The 21,980-nt window shown below is 68.0% G+C and carries 19 protein-coding genes; 1 reads left to right on the top strand and 18 read right to left on the bottom strand.

Translation table 11 applies throughout. From position 1 onward, the window contains the following. Positions 1–3 precede the first annotated feature (3 nt). From ACVENA_RS18175 to fliE, 13 genes are all read right to left on the bottom strand, one after another. Complete coding sequence (locus ACVENA_RS18175) at positions 4–273, bottom strand: flagellar biosynthetic protein FliQ (RefSeq protein ID WP_257545787.1); 270 nt, start codon at positions 271–273, stop codon at positions 4–6. A 3-nt stretch (positions 274–276) separates the two neighbouring features. After that, a complete protein-coding gene (gene fliP / locus ACVENA_RS18170; RefSeq protein WP_374046570.1) occupies positions 277–1,011 on the bottom strand; it encodes a flagellar type III secretion system pore protein FliP in 735 nt (244 codons plus the stop codon). A gap of 163 nt (positions 1,012–1,174) precedes the next feature. Continuing rightward, a complete protein-coding gene (locus tag ACVENA_RS18165; protein WP_257545783.1) occupies positions 1,175–1,453 on the bottom strand; it encodes a flagellar biosynthetic protein FliO in 279 nt (92 codons plus the stop codon). Next, on the bottom strand, positions 1,453–1,782 hold the full coding sequence (gene fliN / locus ACVENA_RS18160; protein WP_257545781.1) for a flagellar motor switch protein FliN: 330 nt from the start codon (positions 1,780–1,782) through the stop codon (positions 1,453–1,455). The genes ACVENA_RS18165 and fliN overlap by 1 nt, the downstream gene beginning before the upstream one ends. Then, positions 1,775–2,689, bottom strand: coding sequence for a flagellar motor switch protein FliM (locus ACVENA_RS18155; RefSeq protein WP_449326529.1), 915 nt, complete (start codon positions 2,687–2,689; stop codon positions 1,775–1,777). Before ACVENA_RS18155 ends, fliN begins: the two co-directional genes overlap by 8 nt. Next, on the bottom strand, positions 2,686–3,306 hold the full coding sequence (locus ACVENA_RS18150) for a flagellar basal body-associated FliL family protein (RefSeq protein ID WP_449326528.1): 621 nt from the start codon (positions 3,304–3,306) through the stop codon (positions 2,686–2,688). The genes ACVENA_RS18155 and ACVENA_RS18150 overlap by 4 nt, the downstream gene beginning before the upstream one ends. Before the next feature lie 17 nt (positions 3,307–3,323). Beyond that, positions 3,324–4,817 (bottom strand): flagellar hook-length control protein FliK, encoded by a 1,494-nt coding sequence (locus ACVENA_RS18145; RefSeq protein ID WP_449326527.1) that lies wholly within the window; start codon positions 4,815–4,817, stop codon positions 3,324–3,326. Then, on the bottom strand, positions 4,814–5,257 hold the full coding sequence (locus ACVENA_RS18140) for a hypothetical protein (RefSeq protein ID WP_329627248.1): 444 nt from the start codon (positions 5,255–5,257) through the stop codon (positions 4,814–4,816). The genes ACVENA_RS18145 and ACVENA_RS18140 overlap by 4 nt, the downstream gene beginning before the upstream one ends. Continuing rightward, complete coding sequence (locus ACVENA_RS18135) at positions 5,254–6,585, bottom strand: FliI/YscN family ATPase (protein WP_449326526.1); 1,332 nt, start codon at positions 6,583–6,585, stop codon at positions 5,254–5,256. The genes ACVENA_RS18140 and ACVENA_RS18135 overlap by 4 nt, the downstream gene beginning before the upstream one ends. After that, positions 6,582–7,184, bottom strand: a complete 603-nt coding sequence (locus ACVENA_RS18130; RefSeq protein WP_449326525.1) for a FliH/SctL family protein — start codon at positions 7,182–7,184, stop codon at positions 6,582–6,584. The genes ACVENA_RS18135 and ACVENA_RS18130 overlap by 4 nt, the downstream gene beginning before the upstream one ends. Then, the gene (locus ACVENA_RS18125; protein WP_449326524.1) at positions 7,177–8,226 is read right to left on the bottom strand and encodes a flagellar motor switch protein FliG; all 1,050 of its coding nucleotides are present in this window, start codon (positions 8,224–8,226) and stop codon (positions 7,177–7,179) included. Before ACVENA_RS18125 ends, ACVENA_RS18130 begins: the two co-directional genes overlap by 8 nt. After that, positions 8,219–9,874, bottom strand: coding sequence for a flagellar basal-body MS-ring/collar protein FliF (gene fliF, locus ACVENA_RS18120; protein WP_449326523.1), 1,656 nt, complete (start codon positions 9,872–9,874; stop codon positions 8,219–8,221). The genes ACVENA_RS18125 and fliF overlap by 8 nt, the downstream gene beginning before the upstream one ends. Before the next feature lie 3 nt (positions 9,875–9,877). After that, positions 9,878–10,231: a flagellar hook-basal body complex protein FliE gene (fliE, locus tag ACVENA_RS18115; protein ID WP_257545763.1), complete on the bottom strand. Its 354-nt coding sequence runs from the start codon at positions 10,229–10,231 to the stop codon at positions 9,878–9,880. Between the two features lie 246 nt (positions 10,232–10,477). Here fliE and ACVENA_RS18110 point away from each other — a divergent pair, with 246 nt between their 5' ends. After that, the gene (locus ACVENA_RS18110) at positions 10,478–11,299 is read left to right on the top strand and encodes a flagellin N-terminal helical domain-containing protein (RefSeq protein ID WP_257545761.1); all 822 of its coding nucleotides are present in this window, start codon (positions 10,478–10,480) and stop codon (positions 11,297–11,299) included. A 291-nt stretch (positions 11,300–11,590) separates the two neighbouring features. Here the strand turns inward: ACVENA_RS18110 and ACVENA_RS18105 are convergent, their stop codons facing one another. The 5 genes from ACVENA_RS18105 to ACVENA_RS18085 all read right to left on the bottom strand — a co-directional run bounded on the left by ACVENA_RS18105 (position 11,591) and on the right by ACVENA_RS18085 (position 21,977). After that, complete coding sequence (locus tag ACVENA_RS18105) at positions 11,591–14,815, bottom strand: error-prone DNA polymerase (RefSeq protein ID WP_449326522.1); 3,225 nt, start codon at positions 14,813–14,815, stop codon at positions 11,591–11,593. Next, positions 14,812–16,356: a Y-family DNA polymerase gene (locus tag ACVENA_RS18100; RefSeq protein WP_449326521.1), complete on the bottom strand. Its 1,545-nt coding sequence runs from the start codon at positions 16,354–16,356 to the stop codon at positions 14,812–14,814. Before ACVENA_RS18100 ends, ACVENA_RS18105 begins: the two co-directional genes overlap by 4 nt. Then, positions 16,259–17,047 carry an ImuA family protein gene (locus ACVENA_RS18095; RefSeq protein ID WP_449326520.1) on the bottom strand — a complete coding sequence of 263 codons (789 nt, stop codon included), beginning with the start codon at positions 17,045–17,047 and terminating at the stop codon, positions 16,259–16,261. The genes ACVENA_RS18100 and ACVENA_RS18095 overlap by 98 nt, the downstream gene beginning before the upstream one ends. 335 nt (positions 17,048–17,382) lie before the next feature. Beyond that, positions 17,383–18,783, bottom strand: coding sequence for an efflux transporter outer membrane subunit (locus ACVENA_RS18090; protein WP_449326519.1), 1,401 nt, complete (start codon positions 18,781–18,783; stop codon positions 17,383–17,385). Next, positions 18,780–21,977, bottom strand: a complete 3,198-nt coding sequence (locus ACVENA_RS18085) for an efflux RND transporter permease subunit (protein ID WP_449326518.1) — start codon at positions 21,975–21,977, stop codon at positions 18,780–18,782. Before ACVENA_RS18085 ends, ACVENA_RS18090 begins: the two co-directional genes overlap by 4 nt. Positions 21,978–21,980 lie beyond the last annotated feature (3 nt).

The following is a 21,980-nucleotide window of genomic DNA, read 5'->3' as shown; positions in this document are numbered from 1 at the left end:
CCGCTAGCGGACCAGATTCGGAATCTGCGCGAAAATGTCCTGCGTGAAATCGGTGAGCAGCACCAGGATGCTGCTGCCGAAGATCGCAAGGCAGACGGCGGTGACGATCAGCTTGGGCACGAAGCTCAGCGTCTGTTCGTTGATCGAGGTCGCCGCCTGCACCATGCCGAGCAGCACGCCGACGACGAGGATCGGGATCAGGATCGGCGCCGAGGCGAGCGCGAGCACCCACAAGGACTGCTGCGCGACCCCGACGAAATAATCGGCTTCCATCTTCTAGGTTCCAAATGAAGAGGCAAGTGAGCCCATCGTCAGCGCCCAGCCGTCGACGAGGACGAAGAGCAGCAGCTTGAAGGGCATCGAGATCACCGTCGGCGACAGCATCATCATGCCGAGCGACATCAGCGCCGACGCGACGATCAGGTCGATGACGAGAAAGGGCAGGAAGATCAGGAAGCCGATCTGGAAAGCGGTCTTGAGCTCGCTGGTGACGAAGGCGGGGAGCACGATCGAGAAGGGCACGTCCTTCGGGCTCGCATAGGTGGGCGCCTTGGCGATCTTCGCGAACATCATCAGGTCGGTCTTGCGCGTCTGCGCCATCATGAAGCCGTGCAGCGCGTCGCCTGAACGGCTGATCGCGGTGCCGATGTCGATCTGTTCCTGGCCGTAAGGTTCGATCGCGACGCGGTTCACCTCGCTCAGCACCGGCTGCATCACGAACAGCGACAGGAAGAGGCTGAGCCCGACGAGCACCTGGTTCGGCGGCGTCTGCTGGAGCCCGAGCGCGTGGCGCAGGATCGACAGCACGATGATGATGCGCGTGAAGCTGGTCATCATCAGGAGCAGCGACGGCAGCACCGTCAGCAGGCTCATCAACAGGAGGATCTGCAGCGACAGCGTCAGCGGCCGCCCGTCGCCGCCGATCTCGCTCACCGCGCGCGTGATGCCGCTCGCGCCGACGTCCTGCGCGAAGGCCGGCGTTGCCGCGGCGAGCAGCGCAAAACCGCCCATCAGGGCGGCGCGGCGCAGCCAGCGCGAGTTCAATATATTCCGTTCGCCCTGAGCTTGTCGAAGGGCCGTCCTTCCTTCAACCGCCGAAGGAAAAAAGAACGGTGCTTCGACAAGCTCAGCACGAACGGGCTTGGAAAGCGGCGCCAGTTCAGCGCAATCTGTCTCAGCCGACATGAAAGTCGCCTTGGCTGTTGTCGGCGAGGCGGGTGACCTGGCCGCGCGAGACCGAGAGCAATATCTGCTGGCCCGCGAATTCGACGACCGCGAGCTTGGTGCCGGGGCCAAGCGGCAGCACGCCGACCATTTCGACCGCGCGGGCTTGCTTGGCGCCGCCGGTCAGGGGCACGCCCATCTGGACGCGCTTCCATAGCCATATGCTGCCCCACGCCATGCCGCCGACCAGCGGCAGCAGGATCAGCAGACGGAGAATATATTCGAGCATCAGCCCCTCCGCTCGAAGCCCGCGAACCCTTGCGCGGGCGCGACGACTTCGGCGATCTGGATGCCGTAGCGGCCTTCGACGCTGACGATCTCGCCCTTCGCGATCAGCGTGCCGTTGGCATAGATGTCGAGCAGCTCGTTCGCGGCGCGGTCGAGTTCGACGACGCTGCCTTCGGACAGCGACAGCAGTTCGGCGAGCGTCATCGACGTCGATCCGACCTCGACCGAGACGCGCAGCGAGACGCCGGCGAGCAGGTCGAAATTGGGCGCGCCCGCAATGCTCCGGTCGCGCCGGTCGGGCCGCGCGGGGGCTTCGCTCATGTCATTCATCGTCGGATCCCTTTTCGACAGTCTCAATCAGGATGGCGGCGTTGCCATTCGATTCCCCGATGCTGCCGGACGCGAAACTGCGGCCGGCGACGGTTACCGGAACATTGCGCGGAATGGTTAACGGAATGATATCGCCGACCTCCAAAGAGAGGAGTTTCACCAAAGAAATTTCGGGGCGTGCGAGAACCGAGCGCACCGGCACGCGCACGGTCTTGAGCGCGCGGTTCAGCGTCGCGGTCCAGGCGGGGTCGATCGCGGGTCCGTCGCGCATCTCGGGAACCGGTTCGGCGCCCGCGATTCCGCGCAGCGCCGCCTGCGGATAGGCGCAGAGAATCGTCCGCCCCTCGAACACGCCGCCGCGCAGCGTGAAGCGCTGGACGAGCAGTTCGTCGTCGCCGCGCACCGCGGCGAGCTTCACCGGATCGCTGGTCACGCAGTCGAGTTCGGGTTCGATCCCCATCTTCCACGCCGCGGCGAGCTGCTGGCCCATGTCGCGGCCGAGACGCGCGGCGAAGCGTTCCTCGGCGTCGGTCAGCTCCTCGCGCTCGCCGGCGAGCTGGCCCTTGCCGCCATAGAAGATGTCGACGAGTTGGAGCAGCAGCGGCCGCGCGGTCGCGAGCAGCACCGGCCCCTTGAGCGGCGGTGCATGATAACGCCAGAAGAGGCCGGGGCTGACCGCCTGGCACCAGTCGGTAAAGCGCATCTGCACCGCGGCCTCGCGCTCGACCTGCACCGTCGGCGCGCCGAGCGCGCGGATCAGGTCGCGCAAGCTGCGCGCGAACTGGTTGCCGACGCTGTCGAGCACCGGAAAGGCATAGCTGCCCTCGGTCTTGCGCAGCAGCAGCGACGCCTTCGCGTCGGCGGCCTGCTTGGCCGAGGCATCGACGGGTTTCGGCTCGAGGCTCACTGGATCACCAGGCTGGTGAAATAGACGTTGTCGATGCCGCCGAAGCCTTCCTTGTCGCGCAGCACGTCGTTGATCGCGGCGGTGAGCTGACGCTGAAGCTGCTGCTTGCCCTGCGAGGTCGACAGCAGCGCCGGATCCTGTTCGGCGAGCACCATCAGCACCGCCGAGCGGATCGGCACCTGCTGGCGCTTGATGTTGGTGATCACCTTGCCGTCGTAAAAGGTCGACAGGCTGATTCCGACCTGAAGGAAGCCCGATCCGTCGGCGAGGTTGGTCGTGAAGGCGTCGGTCATCGGATAATAGGTGATTTCATATTTGCGCGGATCGACCTTGAAGCGGTCGTTCGGAACCGAGACGGTGCCGACCTTCAGCGCCGGCTCCTTGCCTTCCCCGCCGCCTTCGCCCTCGGCCGCCGCTTCCTCGCCGACGCTGCGGACGACAAGCTTGGGATAATGATCCTCGGGTTTCGCTTCATGGCCGGCGAGGCCGCCGCCCAGATAGATGCCCGCACCGGCGCCGGCGCTGATCAGCGCGGTCGCGCCGATACCCAGCATCAGCATCTTCTTCATCTTGCCACCCTTCTTGGGCTCGGCGTCGGGGGTTTTGTCCTTGCTCATGGTCAGGCCTTTCGGGGTCAGGCAAAGCGGCCGCGGCGATCCGCGGCGCGTTCATTGCGGTCGGCGCCGGGGCGCTCGGGGGCGGTTTCGATCAGATGGCTGGCGTTCGGAGCAGCATTCCGGCCGCTCTGGCCCTGCTGCTGTTGCTGGCGCCCGGTCTCGGCGGGCGTATGCGTGACCTGCGCCTCGGCGACGCGCACGCCCTGCTGGCGCAGATCCTCGACGAGACGCGGCTGCGCGGCGGTGACGATCGTCGCGGTCGCTTCATGCTGGGTGTCGAGCTTCAGCGACACGCCGCCGCTGTCGTCCATCTTCATCGCGACGTCGAGCCGGCCGAGGTGGCGCGGCATCAGGCGGAAGCTGAGGTCGCCGCTTTCCGATTTGGTCGCGGCGATGTCGGTCGCGAGCTGGGCGATCCACTGGTCGTCGCTGCCCATGTCGAGCAGGCGTTCGGTGACCGGTGCGGCGGCCTGGGCCAAAGCGGGGGCTGCGATGCCCGGTGCGGCGGGCTGGCCGAAGAGCACCGCCATCGACGCGCCGCTGTCGGCCACGGGCCGGAGCGGCGCGGGATCGGCGGCCGGTTTCGCGGCCGACGTCGGCAAGGCGGCGCTTTCCGCCGTGACCGGACGCGCCGGGGCGAGGGCAAGAGCCTCTTCGCGAGCGGGCTTGGAAGCGGCGGTCGCGACGGCCTTGTCGGCCGGACGCGCTGGAGCAACGGCGGGAGCGTCGGGCGTCGGTGCGGTCTTGCCCGCCGTGGTGGGCAGGGCCGCCGCCGTCGATCGCGGCGCCGCCTCTTTCGTTTCGGACGTCTTCGCGGGTCGGCCGGTGGGTGTCGGAGCCGCATTCGCTGCCATTGCCACGGCGGCAGCGGTAGCGGCAGAGACAGGGGCCGACTGTGCCGGATCGGCGGTCACGGTCGTCGCGACGGGCGGCTCTGCGGCGCGTGCATCGGGAGCGTCGGTCCCGACGGGAGCGTCACCGTCCGCGTCGTCGGCCTTGGCATCGACCTTTTCGAGGGGCTTTCCGGGCGCATCGACCGCGGGCTTCGCGGTAGTGCGCGGGGTCGCCACGGCGATCAGCAGGCTCGCGGCAACGGCGGCGTCGGGCGTCGGCGTCGCCTCGGCCGGTTTCGCGGCGGGCGTGGAGGGCTGCTCGGCGGACGCCTCGGGCAGGATCGCCGTGTCCGATATCTGAACCGATGCGGCGCCGGGATGCGCGCGGAGCGGGCCGATGGCCGAAGACAGCGGCGCCGTCGCCGTCGGAAGGGTCGTTGCCATGGGAAGCACCATGTCCGCTTCTCCGTCAACGACCGCGCTCGGGGCGGCCGGGACAGAGGTGTTGGAGGGAGGCGTGAGCGCGATCGGACCGGCCGGCAGCGCGCTGCCCGGCAGCCTGGCGAGCAGTTGCTCGAAGCCGCCGGCATCGCTGTCGGCGGGCGTCGCCGGACCCAGCGCGGCGAGGATCGTCGCGAGGCCGGTCTGCGCCTGGGGAAGGGCGGGGGCAGCCATCATGCCGCGCCGCCCTCGATCAGGCGCAGGCTCATCGTCCGGCGGCGATGCGGACGGTTGGCGTCGCTGCGGCGCTCCATCTCGGCCTCGGCCGACTTGCGGCTGCGCTCGTAGAGGCGGACCGCCGATTCTTCCTTCATCATCGCGCTCTGGGCGAGCATCCCGGCTTCGTCGCGGCGGATGCCGGCATTGACGAGCGGCGCGGCGAGATTTTCCTTCGCCATGTCGAGCCGCATGCCGAGCTCGCCGATCGTGTTGAGCGCGCGGCCCGCGACCGCGCCCTTCGCCATCGCCAGGTCGGTGCGCAGCCCCTCGAGGCGCTTCGACAGTTCGACGAGGCTCGCGAGCTCGCCGGTGGCGCGCGCGAGATGGGCCTCGGCCATCTGATGTTCGACGGAGCGCACGCGGATGATGCGTTTGCGGCGTGCGGTGCGGGCGTTCATGCAGTAAATCCTTCGATCAGGGCGTTGCGGGAGGTGGTGAAATCGACTTGCGTGCCGGCGGCCTGCGACACGAAGGCGAGCTGATCGGCGTGGCGCGCGATCGCGGTGTCGAGCACCGGATCGCCGCCGGCGACATAGGCGCCCATCAGCATCAGATCGCGATTCTCTTCATAGGCGGACCAGAGCTGACGAAAGCGCGCGGCGGCGGCGGCATGATCGGGGTCGACCGAATCGGCCATGGTGCGCGAGAGCGAGCGCGCGACGTCGATCGCGGGATAGACGCCCTGTTCGGCGAGCGTGCGCGACAGGATGATATGTCCGTCGACGATCGCGCGCGCCGAATCGACGACCGGATCGTCGATGTCGCCGCCGTCGGCGAGGACGGTGTAGAGCGCGGTGATCGAGCCGCCGGTCAGGCTGTCGTTGCCCGCGCGCTCGACGAGCGAGGGGATGAGAGCGAAGGTCGAGGGCGGATAGCCCTTCATCGTCGGCGGCTCGCCCAGCGTCAGCCCGATCTCGCGCTGCGCATGGGCGACGCGGGTCAGGCTGTCGATCAGCAGCAGCACCTTCTTGCCCTCGGCGCGGAAGGCTTCGGCGATCGCGGTCGCGCGCATCGCGGCGCGCAGGCGCAGCAGCGGCGGATGGTCGGCGGGAACCGCGACGACGACCGATTTCTTGCGGACGGCGGGGGGCAGTTTGGTTTCGACGAAGTCGCTGACCTCGCGGCTGCGCTCGCCGATCAGCCCGACGACGATCACGTCGCATTCGGTGCCCGCGATCATCTGGCCCATCAGCACCGACTTGCCGACGCCCGAGCCCGCGATGATCGCGACGCGCTGACCCTCGCCGATGGTGAGCAGGCCGTTGATCGCGCGCACCCCCATGTTGAGCGGCTTCGTCACCCGGCCGCGGCGCAGCGGATTGACCTTGCGGCCGGCGAGCGGCCACTGAAACTGCGACTTGACCGGCGGGCGGCCGTCGAGCGGATGGCCCTGCGCGTCGATGATGCGGCCGAGCAGCGCCTTGCCGCAGGCGACCATGCTGCTCGCGCCATGCGGCTCGACCGGCGCGCCGGTGACGAGCGGCATGTTGGTGTCGAAGGGGAGGACGAGGCTGCGGTGACCGCGAAAGCCGACGACCTCGCCATAGACATAATCATTGTTCGCCGACTTGATGCGGACGTTGCTGCCGAGCGGCTGCGGAAAGCCCGACACTTCGAGCATGATCCCCTCGTGCGCGACGAGCGTGCCGATGCGGCGCGGGCTCGCGTCGCGGAGTTCGACGGGCGCGAGCAACTGTTGCGCGGTCAGGGCGAGGCGGCGCGTCATGCGGCGATCTCCTCGCCGCCGAGCGCGGCGCGCAGTTCACCCAGATAGACGGCGCGGCCGTGCTCGATCCAGCCGGCCGAGGTTTCGATGCGGACGGTGCCGCGCATCATCGTCGGGTCGGCCTCGACCGGCAGCGCGATCGGTGCGTCCATCAGCAGCGCGGCGTCGGCGGGGTTGACCCACAGAGTGCGCGCCTTGTCGGCCTCGGCGACCATCGCCGCGGCGATGTCGGCCTGCGTCTGCAGCCATTCGGCGTCGATCGGCGCGCGGCCGACGATCTGGCGGACCAGCCGTTCGACCGTTTCGGCGATCAGCTGCGCCAGTTCCTCGCTCGGTTCGTCCTGCAGCGCCTCGGCGCCCGCGACGAGCGCCAGAAGCTGCTCGCGTTCGACCGCGAAGGCGGCTTCGGCGAGGCGCTGCCCTTCGGCAAGACCCTGCGCAAACGGATCGTCGGCGGGCTCCGCGGCGGCGGGCGCCGGTTCGACCGGAACCGTCTCGGCGACCAGCGGCGCGCCGAAATGCAGCGGGCGAAAGCCGCGTCCTTCCGCCATCAGCGCGGCGAGCGAGACGACGGTCGCTTCGGCGGCGCGATCAGACATAATCGTCGCCCGCGCCCGCGATCATGATCTCGCCGCTCGATGCCATCTGGCGGACGATCTGCATGATCGCCTTCTGCGCTTCGTCGACGTCGGTGCGCTTGACCATCGTCATTTCGGCCATTTCGTCGCGGATCGTTTCCGACGCGCGCTTCGACATGGTGGCAAGGCAGCGGTCGACCATGTCGGCGTCGGTGCCCTTGAGCGCGACGGCGAGCTGCGCGGCGTCGACCGAGCGCAGCACGGTGCCGAGGCTCTTGGCGTCGAGATCGCGCAGATTCTCGAAGATGAACATCTCTTCCTCGATGATCTGCGCGAGCAGCTTGTCCTGCTTCTTGAGCGCGCGGATCGTGCGTTCCGAAAGCTGCTTCGGCATCTTCTTCATGATCTTGGCGACGTCGCCGGGGCCGCCGATCGGCCGCTTGGCGACGCGCTGGCCGCCGACGTTCGCGGCGGCGAGCACCGATTCGAGGTCCTCGATCGCGGCGGCCGGCACGGCGGTGAGCTGCGCGGCGCGCAGCACCAGTTCGGCCTGCAACCCCTCGTCGAGCGTCTCGACCGCACGCGCGGCGACATCGGGGACGAGCACCGACAGGATCAGCGCGCCGACCTGCGGATGCTCGTTCGCGAGCAGCGCGCTGATCGCGTCTACGTCCATCCAGCGCAGCATCTCGAGCGATGCGGCGCTCGACTGCGGCGCGACCGCGGCCAGGATATTATCGGCGCGGACATTGCCGACCGCATCGTGGATCACGGTGCGGATGCGCGCGTCGGCGCCGACCGCGAGCGCGCTGACGTTGCGGCTTTCGGAAACGAACTGGTCGAGCGCCTGCTCGATCTGGCCTTCGCTCGCATTGGCGGTGTCGAACATCGATTTGGCGAGCTGACGCACTTCCTCGGGGCCCAGATGCTTGAGGATCGTCGCGGCCTCGCTTTCGTCGAGCAGCATCAGCAGGATCGCGGCCGCCGACGCGCCCTCGATCGCGGGCTTGCCGCGCGGGGTTTCGATTTCGGCGTCGATATCGGTATCGATTACGTCAGGCACGGGCGCCCTCCTGCATCAGCTGGCGGACGACCAGCGCGGCGCGGGCCGAATCCTGGCGGACGAATTCGCGGACCAGATTGGCGCGCGCCTCATAGCTGGGGGCGGCCTCGATCATCTCGAGCGTGATTTCGCTGCTGGCGTGCGGGCTGGCGAGCGCGGCGGGATTTTCGGTCACCGCGAGCAACGTCTCCTCGATCTGCGCCTCGCGCTCGGCGCGCTGGGTCGCGCGCTGCTTCGCGGCGCGGATCAGCGGGCGGCCGATGAAGAAAAAGGCGAGCAGCGCGGCAAATATGGCGCCGACCTGCTTGGCCAGCGGCAGGAACCAGGGCTGGTCGTAAAAGGCCGGGGCGGCATCCTCGACCTGGACGAAGGGGCGCTGATTGATCGCGACCATGTCGCCGCGCGCCGCGTCGAAACCGATCGCGCCCTTCACCAGGCTGTCGATCTTCGCGATGTCGGTCTGGGTCAGCGCCTTCTTGCCCTGGTTGAGCGCGACCGCGACCGAGACGCGGCGAAGCTGGCCCTGCGGCTGATGCGTCACCGAAATCTCTCGGCCGACCTCATAGGCGCGGGTGGCGTTCTCGTTGCTGTTGGTCTGCGCCGCGGGAGCGCCGGGCGCCGTCGGGACGGGGGCGGCGTTGGTGACGGTCGAGGCCTGCGGCGGCTGGTTCGACAGCGCGCCGGGGATGCCGACGGCGGGGGGAACGCCCTCGCCGCTGACGGTGCGCGTGACCTGTTCGCTGGTCAGCGCGCGGTCGTCCTTGGGGAAGCTCTCGCGCGTCGCCTGGCTTTCGGACATGTCGACGTCGGCATGAACCTCGACGGTATAATTGCCGGCGCCGAGCATCGGGCCGAGCAGCGTGTCGAGCGCGCGGCGGAAGCGATCCTCGACCTGCGTCTGGAGCTGGAAGGCCTTCATGTCGCCGTTCGACGCGCCGTCCGACAGCAGCGCCCCGCGCTGGTCGATCACCTGCACCTGATCGGCGTTCATGCCGGGAACCGACGAAGCGACGAGGAAGCGGATCGCCTGCACCTGGCCGTCGGAAAGCGAGCGGCCGTTCTGCAGCGTCAGCATCACCGAAGCGGTGGCGGGCTTGTCCTCGCGGACGAACAGGCTCGGCTCGGCGGCGGCGATGTGAACGCGCGCGCTCTTCACCGCGTCGATCGTCTCGATCGTGCGCGACAGGTCGGCTTCGCGCGCCGAGCGCAGCGTCTCGCCTTCGATCGCGCGGCTCGACCCCATCGGCAGCGAGGCGATCAGGCTGTCGCCGCTCGGCGCCGCCTTGGGCAGGCCCTGCCCCGCGAGCGCGATGCGCGCCTGATAGACTTTGTCGGCGTCGACGGTCAGCGCGCCGGTCGCCGGATCGATCGTGTGGCCGATCCCCTGCGACTGGAGCGCGTCGGCGACCGCGGCCTTGTCGTTGTCGTCGAGCCCGGCGAAGAGCTGGGCCTGCGGGGCCGACTGGGTCATGAAATAAGCGAGCGCGGCGATGCCGATCGCGGTGGTGGTGGCGATCATCGGTAGCGCGCGCTGAACGGCGGGCTGGCGGACGAACTGCTGAACGGGCGCGAAACGGCCGCCCATCGCGGGGACGGGCAGACGGTTCGGGCTTTCGTCGACGGGGGTCAGGATCTGGGTTTCGGCCATGGGTTACACCGGCATGTTCATGATGTCGCGATAGGCAGAGAGCAGCTTGTTGCGGACCTGCAGCGTGGTCTCGAAGCCGAGCGAGGCCTTCTGCCGCTCGATCATCACGCTGACGATGTCGTGGGTGTCGCCGCGCTCATAGGCTTCGCTGAGGTCGCTGGCGCGATTCTGCTGGGCGTTGACCTGTTGCAGCGCGTTGCTGATCGCGGCGCCGAAATCGGGCGCGCCAGCCGCGCCGCCCCCAAGGCCGTCGACCCCGCCCGCGGTGCCGCGACCGGCGGCACGTTGCAGCGCCTGGTTCTGATTGAGGATCGAACTGCGCATCTGCAGCAGCCGGCTCGAGTCAATCGTGCTCATAAAGCTTTCATCCGTCCTGGTGCGCGGCCTCGCGCCGCACGCCAAAGAAGAATGCAAGGCCCGTGCCATAAATTTTATTGGCTGTTTTTCAGGGGTTTGATTGGCTACCGAACAGGCTTAATGCCATCTTCGACATTTTTTTGACGCAGCCGCTTAATCCACCGCGCGGGTCGCCGTTACTGCCTCCGTGACCGCTCGCCGAGCCCTCACGAAACGGGAATGGCCAACGGGCCGGAAAGGAACAACATGACTGTCATCAACACCAATGTGAGCGCGCTCCGCGCCCAGAACAGCTCGCGTGTTGCCAACAATATGCAGGCGACGGCGATGGAACGTCTGTCGAGCGGCAAGCGCATCAACAGCGCCAAGGACGACGCCGCCGGCCTCGCCGTGGCGACCCGCATGAACGCTGCGTCGCGCGGTTTCACCCAGGCGATCCGCAACGCCAACGACGGCATTTCGCTGGCGCAGACCGCCGACAGCGGCGCCGGCGGCATCTCGGACATCCTGATCCGTATGCGCGATCTCGCGATGCAGGCCTCGACGGGCACGCTCAGCGATGCCGACCGCACGCTGGTGCAGAAGGAAGTCACCGCGCTGATCTCGCAGATCGGCGACATCGTGACGCAGACGACCTTCAACGGCAACGTCCTGCTCGACGGCAGCGCGACGACCGGCTTCGACATCCAGACCGGCCTCAAGAGCGGTGAAAAGGTGAACATCACCATTGCCAAGCTCGATGCGACGACGCTTGGTGTCAACGCGCTCTCGGTCGCGACTGCTACCGGCGCCACCGGCGCCCTGGCGACGCTCGACACCGCGATCGACAAGGTCGCCAGCGAACGCGCCAACCTCGGTGCGCAGCAGAACCGTCTGAGCGCGGCTGTCGACAATTTGACGGCGCGCGTCACCAACCTCGACGAATCGAAGTCGCGCATCGAAGACGCCGATTTCTCGGCCGAATCGACCAAGCTTGCCGCCGCCGGCATCCTGGCGCAGGCCTCGACCGCGATGCTCGCTCAGGCGAACCAGAGCGCGCAGGGCGTGATGAACCTGCTCCGCGGCTAAAGCGGAAGCTTCGCAAACAGAAATTCAGGCCAACTTTGGTTGGTCCCTTTATTGGCCTGATCCGACGCCCCGGCTCCCCACAGCCGGGGCGTCTTTTATTGGGCGGCAGGCCATTCGGTTCACGCGGAGACGCGGAGACGCGGAGGAGATCGTTCAGGCCGACAGGCCCTTTTGCTATCCAAGGGTGAGCCAAAAGCCGACAACTGGAAGAGAAAGGCCGCTTCGCGGCAAACACTCCCCCTCCGCGTCTCCGCGTCTCCGCGTGAACCGAATGGCCTGCCGCCCCGCCCCTCAATGAAAATCGCGCGACTTCGGAAGGATGCGAACATCGCGCGGATGGCCGTGACGCGGCATCGGCCCGCCCGGCATGGCCTCGTCGCCCAGTCCGTCGAGCCGGTCGGTGCAGTCGGTGATGCGCGTCGCCATCAGGTGGATCACCCCTTCCTTGCTGCGCTGCACCTCGCCCTCGGCGAGCATCAGCCGCGACGCCATGACGGCGCGGCGCTGGCGCTCGAAAAGGCGCGCCCAGAGCAGGATGTTGACGATCCCGCTCTCGTCCTCGAGCGTGATGAACACCGCATTGCCCTTGCCCGGCCGCTGGCGGATCAGGACGACGCCCGCGGTGCGGACGATCGACCCGTTCTTCGCCGCCGCGACCTCGCGCGCGCTGAGCACGCCTTCGGCGGCGAAGCGCGGGCGCAGGAACGCCATCGGATGGCCTTTCAGCGACAGCCGCGTCGTCTGATAGTCGGTGAGCACATGCTCGGCCATCGGCGTGGACGGAAGCTGTGCATCCTCTTCCTGTCCGAGCTCGTCGGTTTCTGCCGCGTCGAACAGCGGCAGCACCCCCTGCCGCACCCGCCGCGCATCCCACAGCGCGGGCCGCCGTTCGAGTCCCATCGACCGGCACGCATCGGCATCGGCGAGCAGCCGCAAGGCGCGGCTCGGCAGGTCCGCGCGGCGCGCGAGTTCCTCGACCGAGGTAAAGGGCGCGGTGACGCGAGCTTCGTCGATCGCGTCCGCCCATATCTCGCGGAACCCGTCGACCTGCCGAAAGCCGAGCCGCAGCGCGAGACTGCCGTCGTCAGTGCGTTCGAGGCTGTTGTCCCAATGGCTGGCATTGACGTCGACCGCGCGCACCTCGACGCCATGCCCCTGCGCGTCGCGGACGAGCTGCGCGGGGGCATAGAAGCCCATCGGCTGCGAATTGAGGATGCCGCAGGCGAAGACCGCGGGGTGGTAATGCTTGATCCATGACGAGACATAGACGAGCCGCGCGAAGGACTGGGCGTGGCTTTCGGGAAAGCCGTAACTGCCGAAACCCTCGATCTGCTTGAAGCAGCGTTCGGCGAAGTCCTTCTCGTAACCGCGCCGCATCATGCCGCCGATCATCTTCTCGCGGAAATTGTCGATCGTCCCGACGTTGCGAAAGGTCGCCATCGCGCGGCGCAGGCCGTTCGCTTCCTCGGGCGTGAAGTCGGCCGCGACCATCGCCAGCTTCATCGCCTGTTCCTGAAAGAGAGGAACGCCGAATGTTTTCTTGAGGACGTCGTGGAGTTCGTTCGGATTATGAGGCGGAGCGGGCGAAGGAAAAGTGGCCTTCTCTTCTCCGTTTCGTCTTTTCAGATAGGGATGCACCATATCGCCCTCGATCGGGCCGGGACGAACAATCGCGACCTGCACGACGAGATCGTAGAATTCCTTGGGTTTGAGGCGCGGCAGCATGTTGATCTGCGCGCGGCTTTCGACCTGGAACACGCCGATGCTGTCGCCCTTTTGCAGCATCTCGTAAACCGCTTGGTCGTCGCAATCGATGTCGAGTTCCAACGTGTGGTCGCCGAGCCCATGTTCGCGCATCAGGTCGTAGCATTTGCGGATGCAGGTCAGCATACCGAGCGCAAGCACGTCGACCTTCATCAGCCCCAATGCGTCGATGTCGTCCTTGTCCCATTCGATGAAGGTGCGGTTTTCCATCGCGGCATTGTGAATCGGCACCAGCTCGTCGAGCCGTCCTTCGGTGAGCACGAAGCCGCCGACATGCTGCGACAGGTGGCGCGGCGCCTGCAGCAGTTCGCCGACGAAGCGGTGCAGCCGCCCGATCTCGCCATTGTGCGGGTCGAGCCCGGCCTCGACGAGGCGCTGGGTCGGCACTTCGTCGCCCCAGCTTCCCCAGCTCGTGTCGGCGAGCCGCGCGGTGACATCCTCGCTGAAGCCGAGCACCTTGCCGACCTCGCGGATCGTGCTGCGCGCGCGGTAATGGATGACGGTCGCGGCGATCCCGGCGCGCTCGCGGCCGTAGCGGTCATAGATATGCTGGATCACCTCCTCGCGCCGCTCATGCTCGAAATCGACGTCGATGTCGGGGGGCTCGTCGCGCTCGGCCGACATGAAGCGCGAGAAGAGCAGTTCGTGCTGCATCGGATCGACCGAGGTGACGCCGAGCAGAAAACAGACGATCGAGTTGGCTGCCGACCCGCGCCCCTGGCAGAGGATCGGCGGCTCCTGCGCGCGCGCGAAGCGGACGAGGTCGTAAACGGTCAGGAAATAATAGACGTAGTTCCGCTTGCGGATCAGCCGCAGTTCGTTGCCGATCAACTGGCGCACCTTGGGAGGGAGGGGCGTGCCATAACGTGCCTCCGCCGCCATCTTCACCAGATGGTGAAGATAGGGAAACGGCTTCCAGCCCGGTGGCACCGGCTCGTGCGGATATTCGTAGCGCAGATCGTCGAGCCGGAAGCCGATGCGGCCGAGCAGCTTCGCGCTCTGCGCGATCGCCCCCGGATAGCCCGTGAACAACCGCTGCATTTCGGCGGGCGATTTCAGATGGCGTTCGCCATTGGCGTGGAGCAGCCGGCCCGCCTTCTGCACCGTCGTGCCTTCGCGGATGCAGGTGACGATATCGTGCAGCGGGCGTTGCTCCCGGCTTGCATAGAGCACGTCGCCTGTCGCGAGCAGCGAGACGCCGGTCGCCGCCGCCAGGCGCTGGCGTTCCGCCAGCCGCCGCGCATCGGTGCCCGATCGCGGCATCGTCGCCGCGAGCCAGACGGATTTCGGGCGTATGCGCTTGAGCGTGCGGAGCAGGGCTTCGTCGCCGTCCATCGCGATCAGCAGCAGGTCGTCGCTATGGTCGACCAGATCCTCCAGATTGAGGATGCAATCGCCCTTCTGCGCGCGCCGATTGCCGGTCGAAAGCAGCCGGGTCAGTCGCCCCCAGCCGTGGCGGCTGACGGGGTAGGCGACGATGTCGGGGGTGCCGTCGGCGAAGGCGAGCCGTGCCCCGACCACCAGTCGGAAACCCTCTACCATCGCGGGCTTCTTGACCTGCAAATCCTTCAGAAAGGCCCACGCCCGCACCACCCCCGCGACGCTGTTGCGGTCGGCGATGCCGATGCCGCTCAGGCCGAGGTTGAGCGCTTCCGCGACCATCTCGGCGGGGTGCGAGGCACCGCGCAGGAAGCTGTAGTTGGTCGCGGCGACCAGTTCGGCGAAGCCGGGTTCGGGCGGCGCCTCGCTCATGCGAACAGCCCGTGGATATACCAGCGCGGATCGCCCTTCTCTTCGTAAAGCCCGTGGCGGAACAGCCAGTAGCGGCGACCCTGGACATCCTCGACGCGATAATAGTCGCGCGTCAGCCCGCCATTGTCGCGGCGGCGCCACCATTCGGCGGCGATGCGCTCGGGCCCTTCGTAACGGCGCACCGCATGGGTGGCGCGTCGCCAGCGGAACTGGTGCGGCGGGCCGTCGGGGACCTCGGCGATCACCTCGATCGGCTGCGGCGGGTCGAAGAGGTGGAAGGGGCGCGTCGGCGGTTCGCCGGCTTCGGGCGCGGGCCAGGGGGCGGGCGGCGGCGCGTCGATTGCGGGAAGCGCGAGCTGCGCCTGCTCGGGAATATGCGTGTCGGCGCCGCGCAGCCGCTGGACACGGCCGCGGCCGAGCCGCGTCGTCATGCGGTCGACAAGCTCGTCCAGCGCCGCCCCCGAAGCCCGCCCCGCCCCGCCTTCGAGTTTGAGCTGATTCGCGCCGAGCGGGTCGAACCGCGGCACCGTCAGACGGATCATGTCGAAACCGAAGCCCGGATCGAGCGGATCGGCGAGTCCGTCCATCCGTTCGGCGAACAGGCGCATGACGAGCCCGGCGTCGCGCGTCGGGTGCCCCGTCTCGACCTCGATGCCGCGCGCGAGGCCGTCGCTGCGAAAGAAGGTCGCGCGGAAATGGCGTCCGCCCTTGCCGCGAACGGCCAGCGCGTCGATCGCTTCTCCGGCGAGTTCGGTCAGCACCTTGGTCGCATGGGCAGTGCTGCCCAAGGGTTCGGCGAAGCGACGTTCGACCATCACCGGCGGCGGCGCGATGCGTGGATCGAGCGGGCTTGGCGCGTCGCCGAGGATACGGCGCAGCGCGGTTGCGGCACCGGCGCCGAAGCGCGCAGCGATATTCGCCATCGGGCGGCTTGCGAGGTCGCCGATCGTCTTCAGCCCCGCGCGGACGAGCGTGACCGTCGCCTCGCCGTCGAGGCCGAGCGACGCGACGGGCAGCCGCCGGATCGCCGCCGCCTCGTCGGGGGCGGGCGGCGAGGGGTAGCGCGCGAGCGCGCGGGCGGCGTCGGCCGTATCCGCGAAAGCGTGGCGCAGCGTCATCCCCAGCCGGTCGAGCCGCCTCTCCAAGTCGGCGGCGATTCCGGCCTCGCCGCCGAACAGATGCTCGGCGCCCGCGATGTCGAGGATCAGCCCGTCGGGCGCATCGAGCGCGACGAGCGGCGTGTAGCGCGCGCAACCCTGCGCGATCCGGTCGAGCCAGGCATGATCGGCGACCGGATCGTGCGGTACGATGGCAAGATCGGGAACGCGCGCCCGCGCGTCGGCGAGCGGCATGCCGGGGGCGAGCCCGAGGGCGTGGGCACGCGGGTCGACGGCGGCAAGACGGAGCGCGCCGCGCTGTTTCTCGGTAAAGGCGAGCGGGGCGTCAGGCGGCCGCGGCGCCGTGCGGCAGAACCGCTCGGCGGGCAGCCACGGGAAGAAGAGCGCCAGATAGCGCCGCTTCCCCGAAGCGATTTTGGTCATGGTTCCAGTCCAGTCGCCAGCGCCCGCCCGCGGGACCGGCGCGCCAGCGAAGCAGTTCGAGGTCGAAGGCGGGGGCGCCGGGAGCGTCGGCTTCAAGCGCCTGCGACGGGGCGGCGACGACGCTCCAGCGCGTTTCGGCGACGCTCGGCGCGGGTGTGGCATTGAGGCGGAGCATCAGCAGCGTCGCTCCGGCATCGCGCGCGCCGAGGGCGAGGCGGCGGCCCGCGGTGAGGTCGAGCAGCGGAAATTTCCCCCAGCTTTCGACGATCACCGCCGCCGACCCCGCGCAGCGGATCGCATCGTTCGCGCAGGCGAGCAGCAGCTTGGGGTCGAGAGCCTCGATGAGCAGCAGGCGGCCCGGATCGCCGCCGAGTTCGGCGATGCCGGGGGCATAGATCGAACCGGCGCGCCGCGTGGCGTCGGTGGTGCGCAGCCAGATCAGCGGCGCCATGCCCGGCGTGCGGAGCGCGAGCAGCGCGGCGAAGGCGGCGGCGCTCGTCGCGTCGAGTGCGTCGGCGGCGAAAAATTCATGCACGCGCCCCGCCGCGAACCCGCCGCCGAGCGCTTCGTCGAACGCGGCGCAGCCGCTCGCGAGCCCGCCGCCCGCCGGACGGCTTGCCGCACCGCCATCGGCGGCGAGCCGCGCGACGCGACGGCGCAGCGCGGCGAGTTGAGGAGACGACTCGCGCATATTTGTTCCTGATATGTTCTTATAGCGCTTTGTCGCTGGCGCTTGTCAAGGCGGCGGGTGCCGCGTCGATTGATCTCACGCAAAGGCGCAAAGGTGCGAAGACTTTTGGCCGCGAGGGCGGTTTTCAGAGAGTCTCACACAAAGACACAAAGAGGGCAGTTGCCGCCGCAGCGTCGCTTTAATCGTCATTTGAGGAAAATGGGCCGGACTTCGTCCGGCCAATCCCGAATTAACCACGGTACGTCCGGATGCAAATTATGCGGGTGCAACTGCCCTCTTTGTGTCTTTGTGCGAGATTTTCTTCTTCGCGCCTTTACGCCTTTACGCGAGATCAATCAGCGCGCCGCCGCGTCGGGCGCGGCGCCGCTGTCCCCGCCCAGGGCGCGGAACAGCGCGATTCGCGTTTGCACGAGCAGCAGGCCCGTGCCGATCTCGCTGCGCCGCGCCGCATAGAGGCTGCGCTGCGCGTCGAGGCTGGAAAGGAAGCTGTCGACGCCGCCCTTGTAGCGCGCGTCGGTGAGCATCGCGGTGTCGGCGGCCGCCTCCGTATTCGCGGCGGCGGCGCGGACGCGTTCTGAAATCGTGCCCTGCACCGCGAGCGCGTCGGCGACGTCGCGGAAGGCAGTCTGGATCGCGCCCTCATAACTCGAAAGCGCAGCGTCGCGCTGCGCCTTGGTGACGTCGACCCCGGCGCGGCGGCCGCCGAAGTCGAAGATCGTCGTGCTCGCGTCGCCCCCCGCCGACCAGTTGAACGATCCCTTGTCGAACAGGCTCGACAGCGCATCGCTCGCGAAGCCGAGCAGGCCGGTCAGCGAAATCGTCGGGAACAGCCGCGCGCGCGCGACGCCGATGTCGGCGTTGGCGGCGCGCAGGCGATATTCGGCCTCGATCACGTCGGGGCGGCGCAGCAATATCTGCGAACTGACCCCGGCGGGAAGCTGGACGACGCCGGGCGTCACGTCGGAAAGGCCCGCGGGGAGCAGCGCGGAGTCGAAATCGGCGCCGACGAGCAGCCGGATCAGATTTTCGTCCTGCGCGAGCGCGGTCTGCTGCTGCGCGATCGAATCCTCGGCGGTCGCGAGAATCTGTTCGGCCTGGCGCAGGTCGGTGCGCGGCGCGACCCCGCCGTCGAGCCGCGCCTTGGTCAACCGCACGCTTTCGCGCGCGTTGGCGGCGGTATCCTCGGCGATCTTGAGCAGGTCGCGGTCGGCACCATAGCCGGCCCAGATGTCGGCAAGGTCGGCGATCAGCGCGAGGCGGACGGTCCGCGACGCGGCTTCGGTTGCGAGCGCGCTGTTGCGGTCGGACTCGGCGGCATTGGCGAGGCGGCCGAACAGGTCGAGCTCGAACGCGGTGACACCGCCGCGGAGCGAGAAATCGCCGCTCCCGTTTCCGCTTCCCCCGCTGTCGGAATAGCCTGCGCCGGCGCTGACGCCGAGCGCGGGAAACTGGCCCGCGCGGCTGACCCGCGCCTGCGCGCGGGCGGCGGCGACATTGGCATAGGCGGTGCGCAGGTCGCGGTTATTCTCCAGCGCCCGGTCGACGAGGGTCTGCAGGCGCGGATCGGTGAAGATCGTCTTGTACGACAGGATCGGCAGCGCTTCTTCGCTCTGAAGAAGATAGGCGTCGCCCACCGGCCAGCTTTGCGGCACCGGCGGCGGGGGAAGCACTGTCTTCGGCGCGAGCGAGCAGCCCGCCAGCAGGATCGGAAGCGCGATCGGGAGCCCGCGTTTCATGCCCTCACCTCCGCGCTGCCGTCTTTCTTGCCGAAGCGCTGGCGCGCCGCCGCGAGCCCGTCGCGCACGCCGCGGCGGACGAGCACGAAGAAGAGCGGGATGAAGAAGATCGCGAGCAGCGCCGCGGTCAGCATCCCGCCGATCACCGCGGTGCCGATCGCGACGCGGCTGTTCGCGCCCGCGCCGGTCGCGATCGCAAGCGGCAGCACGCCGAAGATGAAAGCGAAGCTGGTCATCAGGATCGGGCGCAGACGGATGCGTGCCGCCTCGATCGCCGCCTCGATCACGCGCTTGCCCTTTCGTTCCTCCTGCTCGGCGAATTCGATCATCAGGATCGCATTCTTTGCCGCGAGCCCCATCGTCGTCAGCAGGCCGATCTGGAGGTAGACGTCGTTTTCGAGCCCGCGCAGCGTCACCGCGAACACCGACCCGACGAGGCCGAGCGGGATGATCAGGATGACCGCGAGCGGGATCGACCAGCTTTCGTAGAGCGCGGCGAGGCAGAGGAAGACGACGAGCAGCGACAGGCCATAGAGCAAGGGCGCCTGCCCCGACGCCTGCCGCTCCTGATAGGAGGCGCCCGCCCAGGCGACGCTGGTGCCGGGGATTTGCGCGGCCATTCGCTCCATCTCGTCCATCGCTTCGCCCGAACTGGTGCCCGCGGCGGGCTGTCCCGAGATTTCGAACGCAGGAACGCCCTGAAAGCGCGAGGTGCTGGACGGCGTCGTCGACCAGCCGATGTTGGAAAAGGCCGAAAAAGGCGACATCTGCCCGTCCGAAGAACGGACATACCATTGGCCGAGATCTTCCGGCTTGGCGCGATAGGGGGCATCGCCCTGGACATAGACGCGCTTGACGCGGCCCTTGTCGATGAAGTCGTTGACGTATCGCCCGCCCCAGGCGGTCGCGAGCGTGCTGTTCACGTCGCTGTTGTCGAGGCCGTAGGCGGTGAGCCGCTGCGTATCGATGTCGATCTTCAGCGTCGCGACGTCGGGAAGGTCGGACAGGCGGACCGAGGTCAGTTTCGGATTGGCGTTCGCCATGTCGAGCAGCCGGTCGCGCGCCGCGGCAAACTCCTCGCGGCTCATCCCGCTGCGATTCTGGAACTCCATCGTGAAGCCCGAGGTGTCGCCGAGGCCGCGCACCGCGCCGGGGACGAGCGCGAAGACCTGCGCGTCGCGAAGCCCCGACAAGGCCTTGCGCGTGCGGTCGGCGATCGCATCGGCCGTATTCTCCTTGCCCGGCCGCAAATCCCAGTCGACGAGATTGACGAAGCCCTGCCCGGTGTTCTGGCCCGCTGCCGCCCCGCCGCCGCCGCCGGCGATCAGGAAGATCGCGCCCACATTGGCCTTTTCCTGGGTCAGCAGATATTTCTCGATCTGGTCGCGCACCGCGAGCGTGCGTTCCTGCGTCGCGCCTGCGGGCAGACGGAACTGGACCGAGACGCGGCCCTGGTCCTCGTTCGGCAGGAAGCCGCTGGGGAGCCGCACGAACATCACCGCGAGCAGCGCGACGATGAGGACGTAGATGCCGAGGAAGCGCCATTTGCGGTCGACGACTTTGGTCACGCTGCCGACATAGCGTTTCACCGAGCGGTCGAAGCGGGTGTTGAAACCGTCCTGCGCACGCTTCAGCGCGGCGTGGAAGCGCGGGAAGCGATGCGGCCGGTCGCTGTCCGCGCCATGGATCGCGCGCGGTTTCAGCAAGGTCGAGGTCAGCGCGGGGCTTAGGATCAGCGCGACGAGCACCGACAGCCCCATCGCCGAGACGATGGTGACCGAGAATTGGCGATAGATGACCCCGGTCGACCCGCCGAAAAAGGCCATCGGCAGGAACACCGCCGACAGCACGAGCGCGATCGCGATCAGCGCGACCTGCAATTCCTTCATCGACTCGATCGTCGCCTCGCGCGCCGACATGCCCGGATTTTCTTCCATCAATCGCTCGACATTCTCGACGACGACGATCGCATCGTCGACGAGCAGGCCGATCGCAAGCGTCAGCCCGAACAGGGTCAGCGTGTTGATCGTGAAGCCCGCGATATAGAAGATGCCGAAGGTTCCGAGCAGGACGACCGGCACCGCGATTGCGGGGACCAGCACCGCGCGCCAGCTTTGCAGGAAGACGAACATCACGAGGACGACGAGCAGGATCGCCTCGAGCAGCGATTTGCGCACTTCGCTGACCGACAGCTTGATGAAAGCGGTCGCGTCGTTGGCATAGCTGTAGGCGAGCCCGTCGGGGAAGTCGGCGGAAAGCTCCTCCATCCGCGCCTTGACGCGATCGGCGGTTTCGAGCGCGTCGGCCCCCGGCGACAGCGAGATCGACATGCCCGCGCCGGGATGGCCGTTGACGCGGCTGATGGTCGTATAGCTCTCGGCGCCGATTTCGACCCGCGCGACGTCCCTGATCCGCACCGCGGACCCGTCGGGAAGCGTCTTGAGGACGATATTCTCGAACTGTTCAGGGGTCTGAAGGCGCGACTGGGCGGTGACGGTCGCGTTGAGCATCTGCCCCTGCGGCGCGGGCAGGCCGCCGACGTCGCCCGCCGCGACCTCGCTGTTCTGCGCGCTGATCGCCGAAACGACGTCGCCGGGCATCAGCGAGACGGCGGCGAGCCGCTGCGGATTGAGCCAGATGCGCATCGCGTGCGGCGCGCCATAGACGTTGACGTCGCCGACCCCCTCGACGCGCGACAGCGGATCCTGGATGTTCGATGCCATATAGTCGGACACGTCCTGGTTCGACCGCGTGTCGGTTTCGTCATAGACGCCGACGAGCAGCAGCGAATCGGCGTTCGATTTGGTGACGCGCACCCCCTGCTGCTGCACTTGCTGCGGCAGGCGCGAGATCGCCGAGGCGATCTTGTTCTGCACCTGCACCTGCGCGATGTCGGGATCGGTGCCCTTGGCGAAGATCGCCGAAATGCTGGCCTGCCCGCGCGAACTCGATTGCGAGCTGAAATAGAGGAGGCCATCGATTCCGGTGAGCTGCTGTTCGAGCACCTGCGTCACGCTGTTCTCGATCGTCTCGGCCGACGCGCCCGGATAGCTCGCGCGGATATTGACCTGCGCGGGAGCGATATCGGGATATTGTTCGAGCGGCAGCGAGAAGAGCGCGCCCAGCCCGCCGAGCATGACGACGATCGCCAGCACCCAGGCGAAGATCGGCCGATCGATGAAGATGCGCGACATGGG

It is taken from the genome of Sphingopyxis sp. 550A (assembly GCF_053569535.1).
The sequence above is the reverse complement of the archived record's forward strand: the minus strand, read 5'-3'. Positions and strand labels throughout refer to the sequence as shown.

What these genes read in the sequence shown, in the direction of transcription:
- ACVENA_RS18175 (WP_257545787.1), bottom strand. Translation starts at nt 273, where the DNA reads ATGGAAGCCGATTATTTCGTCGGGGTCGCGCAGCAGTCCTTGTGGGTG.
- fliP (WP_374046570.1), bottom strand. Translation starts at nt 1,011, where the DNA reads ATGGGCGGTTTTGCGCTGCTCGCCGCGGCAACGCCGGCCTTCGCGCAG.
- ACVENA_RS18165 (WP_257545783.1), bottom strand. Translation starts at nt 1,453, where the DNA reads ATGCTCGAATATATTCTCCGTCTGCTGATCCTGCTGCCGCTGGTCGGC.
- fliN (WP_257545781.1), bottom strand. Translation starts at nt 1,782, where the DNA reads ATGAATGACATGAGCGAAGCCCCCGCGCGGCCCGACCGGCGCGACCGG.
- ACVENA_RS18150 (WP_449326528.1), bottom strand. Translation starts at nt 3,306, where the DNA reads ATGAGCAAGGACAAAACCCCCGACGCCGAGCCCAAGAAGGGTGGCAAG.
- ACVENA_RS18145 (WP_449326527.1), bottom strand. Translation starts at nt 4,817, where the DNA reads ATGATGGCTGCCCCCGCCCTTCCCCAGGCGCAGACCGGCCTCGCGACG.
- ACVENA_RS18140 (WP_329627248.1), bottom strand. Translation starts at nt 5,257, where the DNA reads ATGAACGCCCGCACCGCACGCCGCAAACGCATCATCCGCGTGCGCTCC.
- ACVENA_RS18135 (WP_449326526.1), bottom strand. Translation starts at nt 6,585, where the DNA reads ATGACGCGCCGCCTCGCCCTGACCGCGCAACAGTTGCTCGCGCCCGTC.
- ACVENA_RS18130 (WP_449326525.1), bottom strand. Translation starts at nt 7,184, where the DNA reads ATGTCTGATCGCGCCGCCGAAGCGACCGTCGTCTCGCTCGCCGCGCTG.
- fliF (WP_449326523.1), bottom strand. Translation starts at nt 9,874, where the DNA reads ATGGCCGAAACCCAGATCCTGACCCCCGTCGACGAAAGCCCGAACCGT.
- fliE (WP_257545763.1), bottom strand. Translation starts at nt 10,231, where the DNA reads ATGAGCACGATTGACTCGAGCCGGCTGCTGCAGATGCGCAGTTCGATC.
- ACVENA_RS18110 (WP_257545761.1), top strand. Translation starts at nt 10,478, where the DNA reads ATGACTGTCATCAACACCAATGTGAGCGCGCTCCGCGCCCAGAACAGC.
- ACVENA_RS18105 (WP_449326522.1), bottom strand. Translation starts at nt 14,815, where the DNA reads ATGAGCGAGGCGCCGCCCGAACCCGGCTTCGCCGAACTGGTCGCCGCG.
- ACVENA_RS18100 (WP_449326521.1), bottom strand. Translation starts at nt 16,356, where the DNA reads ATGACCAAAATCGCTTCGGGGAAGCGGCGCTATCTGGCGCTCTTCTTC.
- ACVENA_RS18095 (WP_449326520.1), bottom strand. Translation starts at nt 17,047, where the DNA reads ATGCGCGAGTCGTCTCCTCAACTCGCCGCGCTGCGCCGTCGCGTCGCG.
- ACVENA_RS18090 (WP_449326519.1), bottom strand. Translation starts at nt 18,783, where the DNA reads ATGAAACGCGGGCTCCCGATCGCGCTTCCGATCCTGCTGGCGGGCTGC.
- ACVENA_RS18085 (WP_449326518.1), bottom strand. Translation starts at nt 21,977, where the DNA reads ATGTCGCGCATCTTCATCGATCGGCCGATCTTCGCCTGGGTGCTGGCG.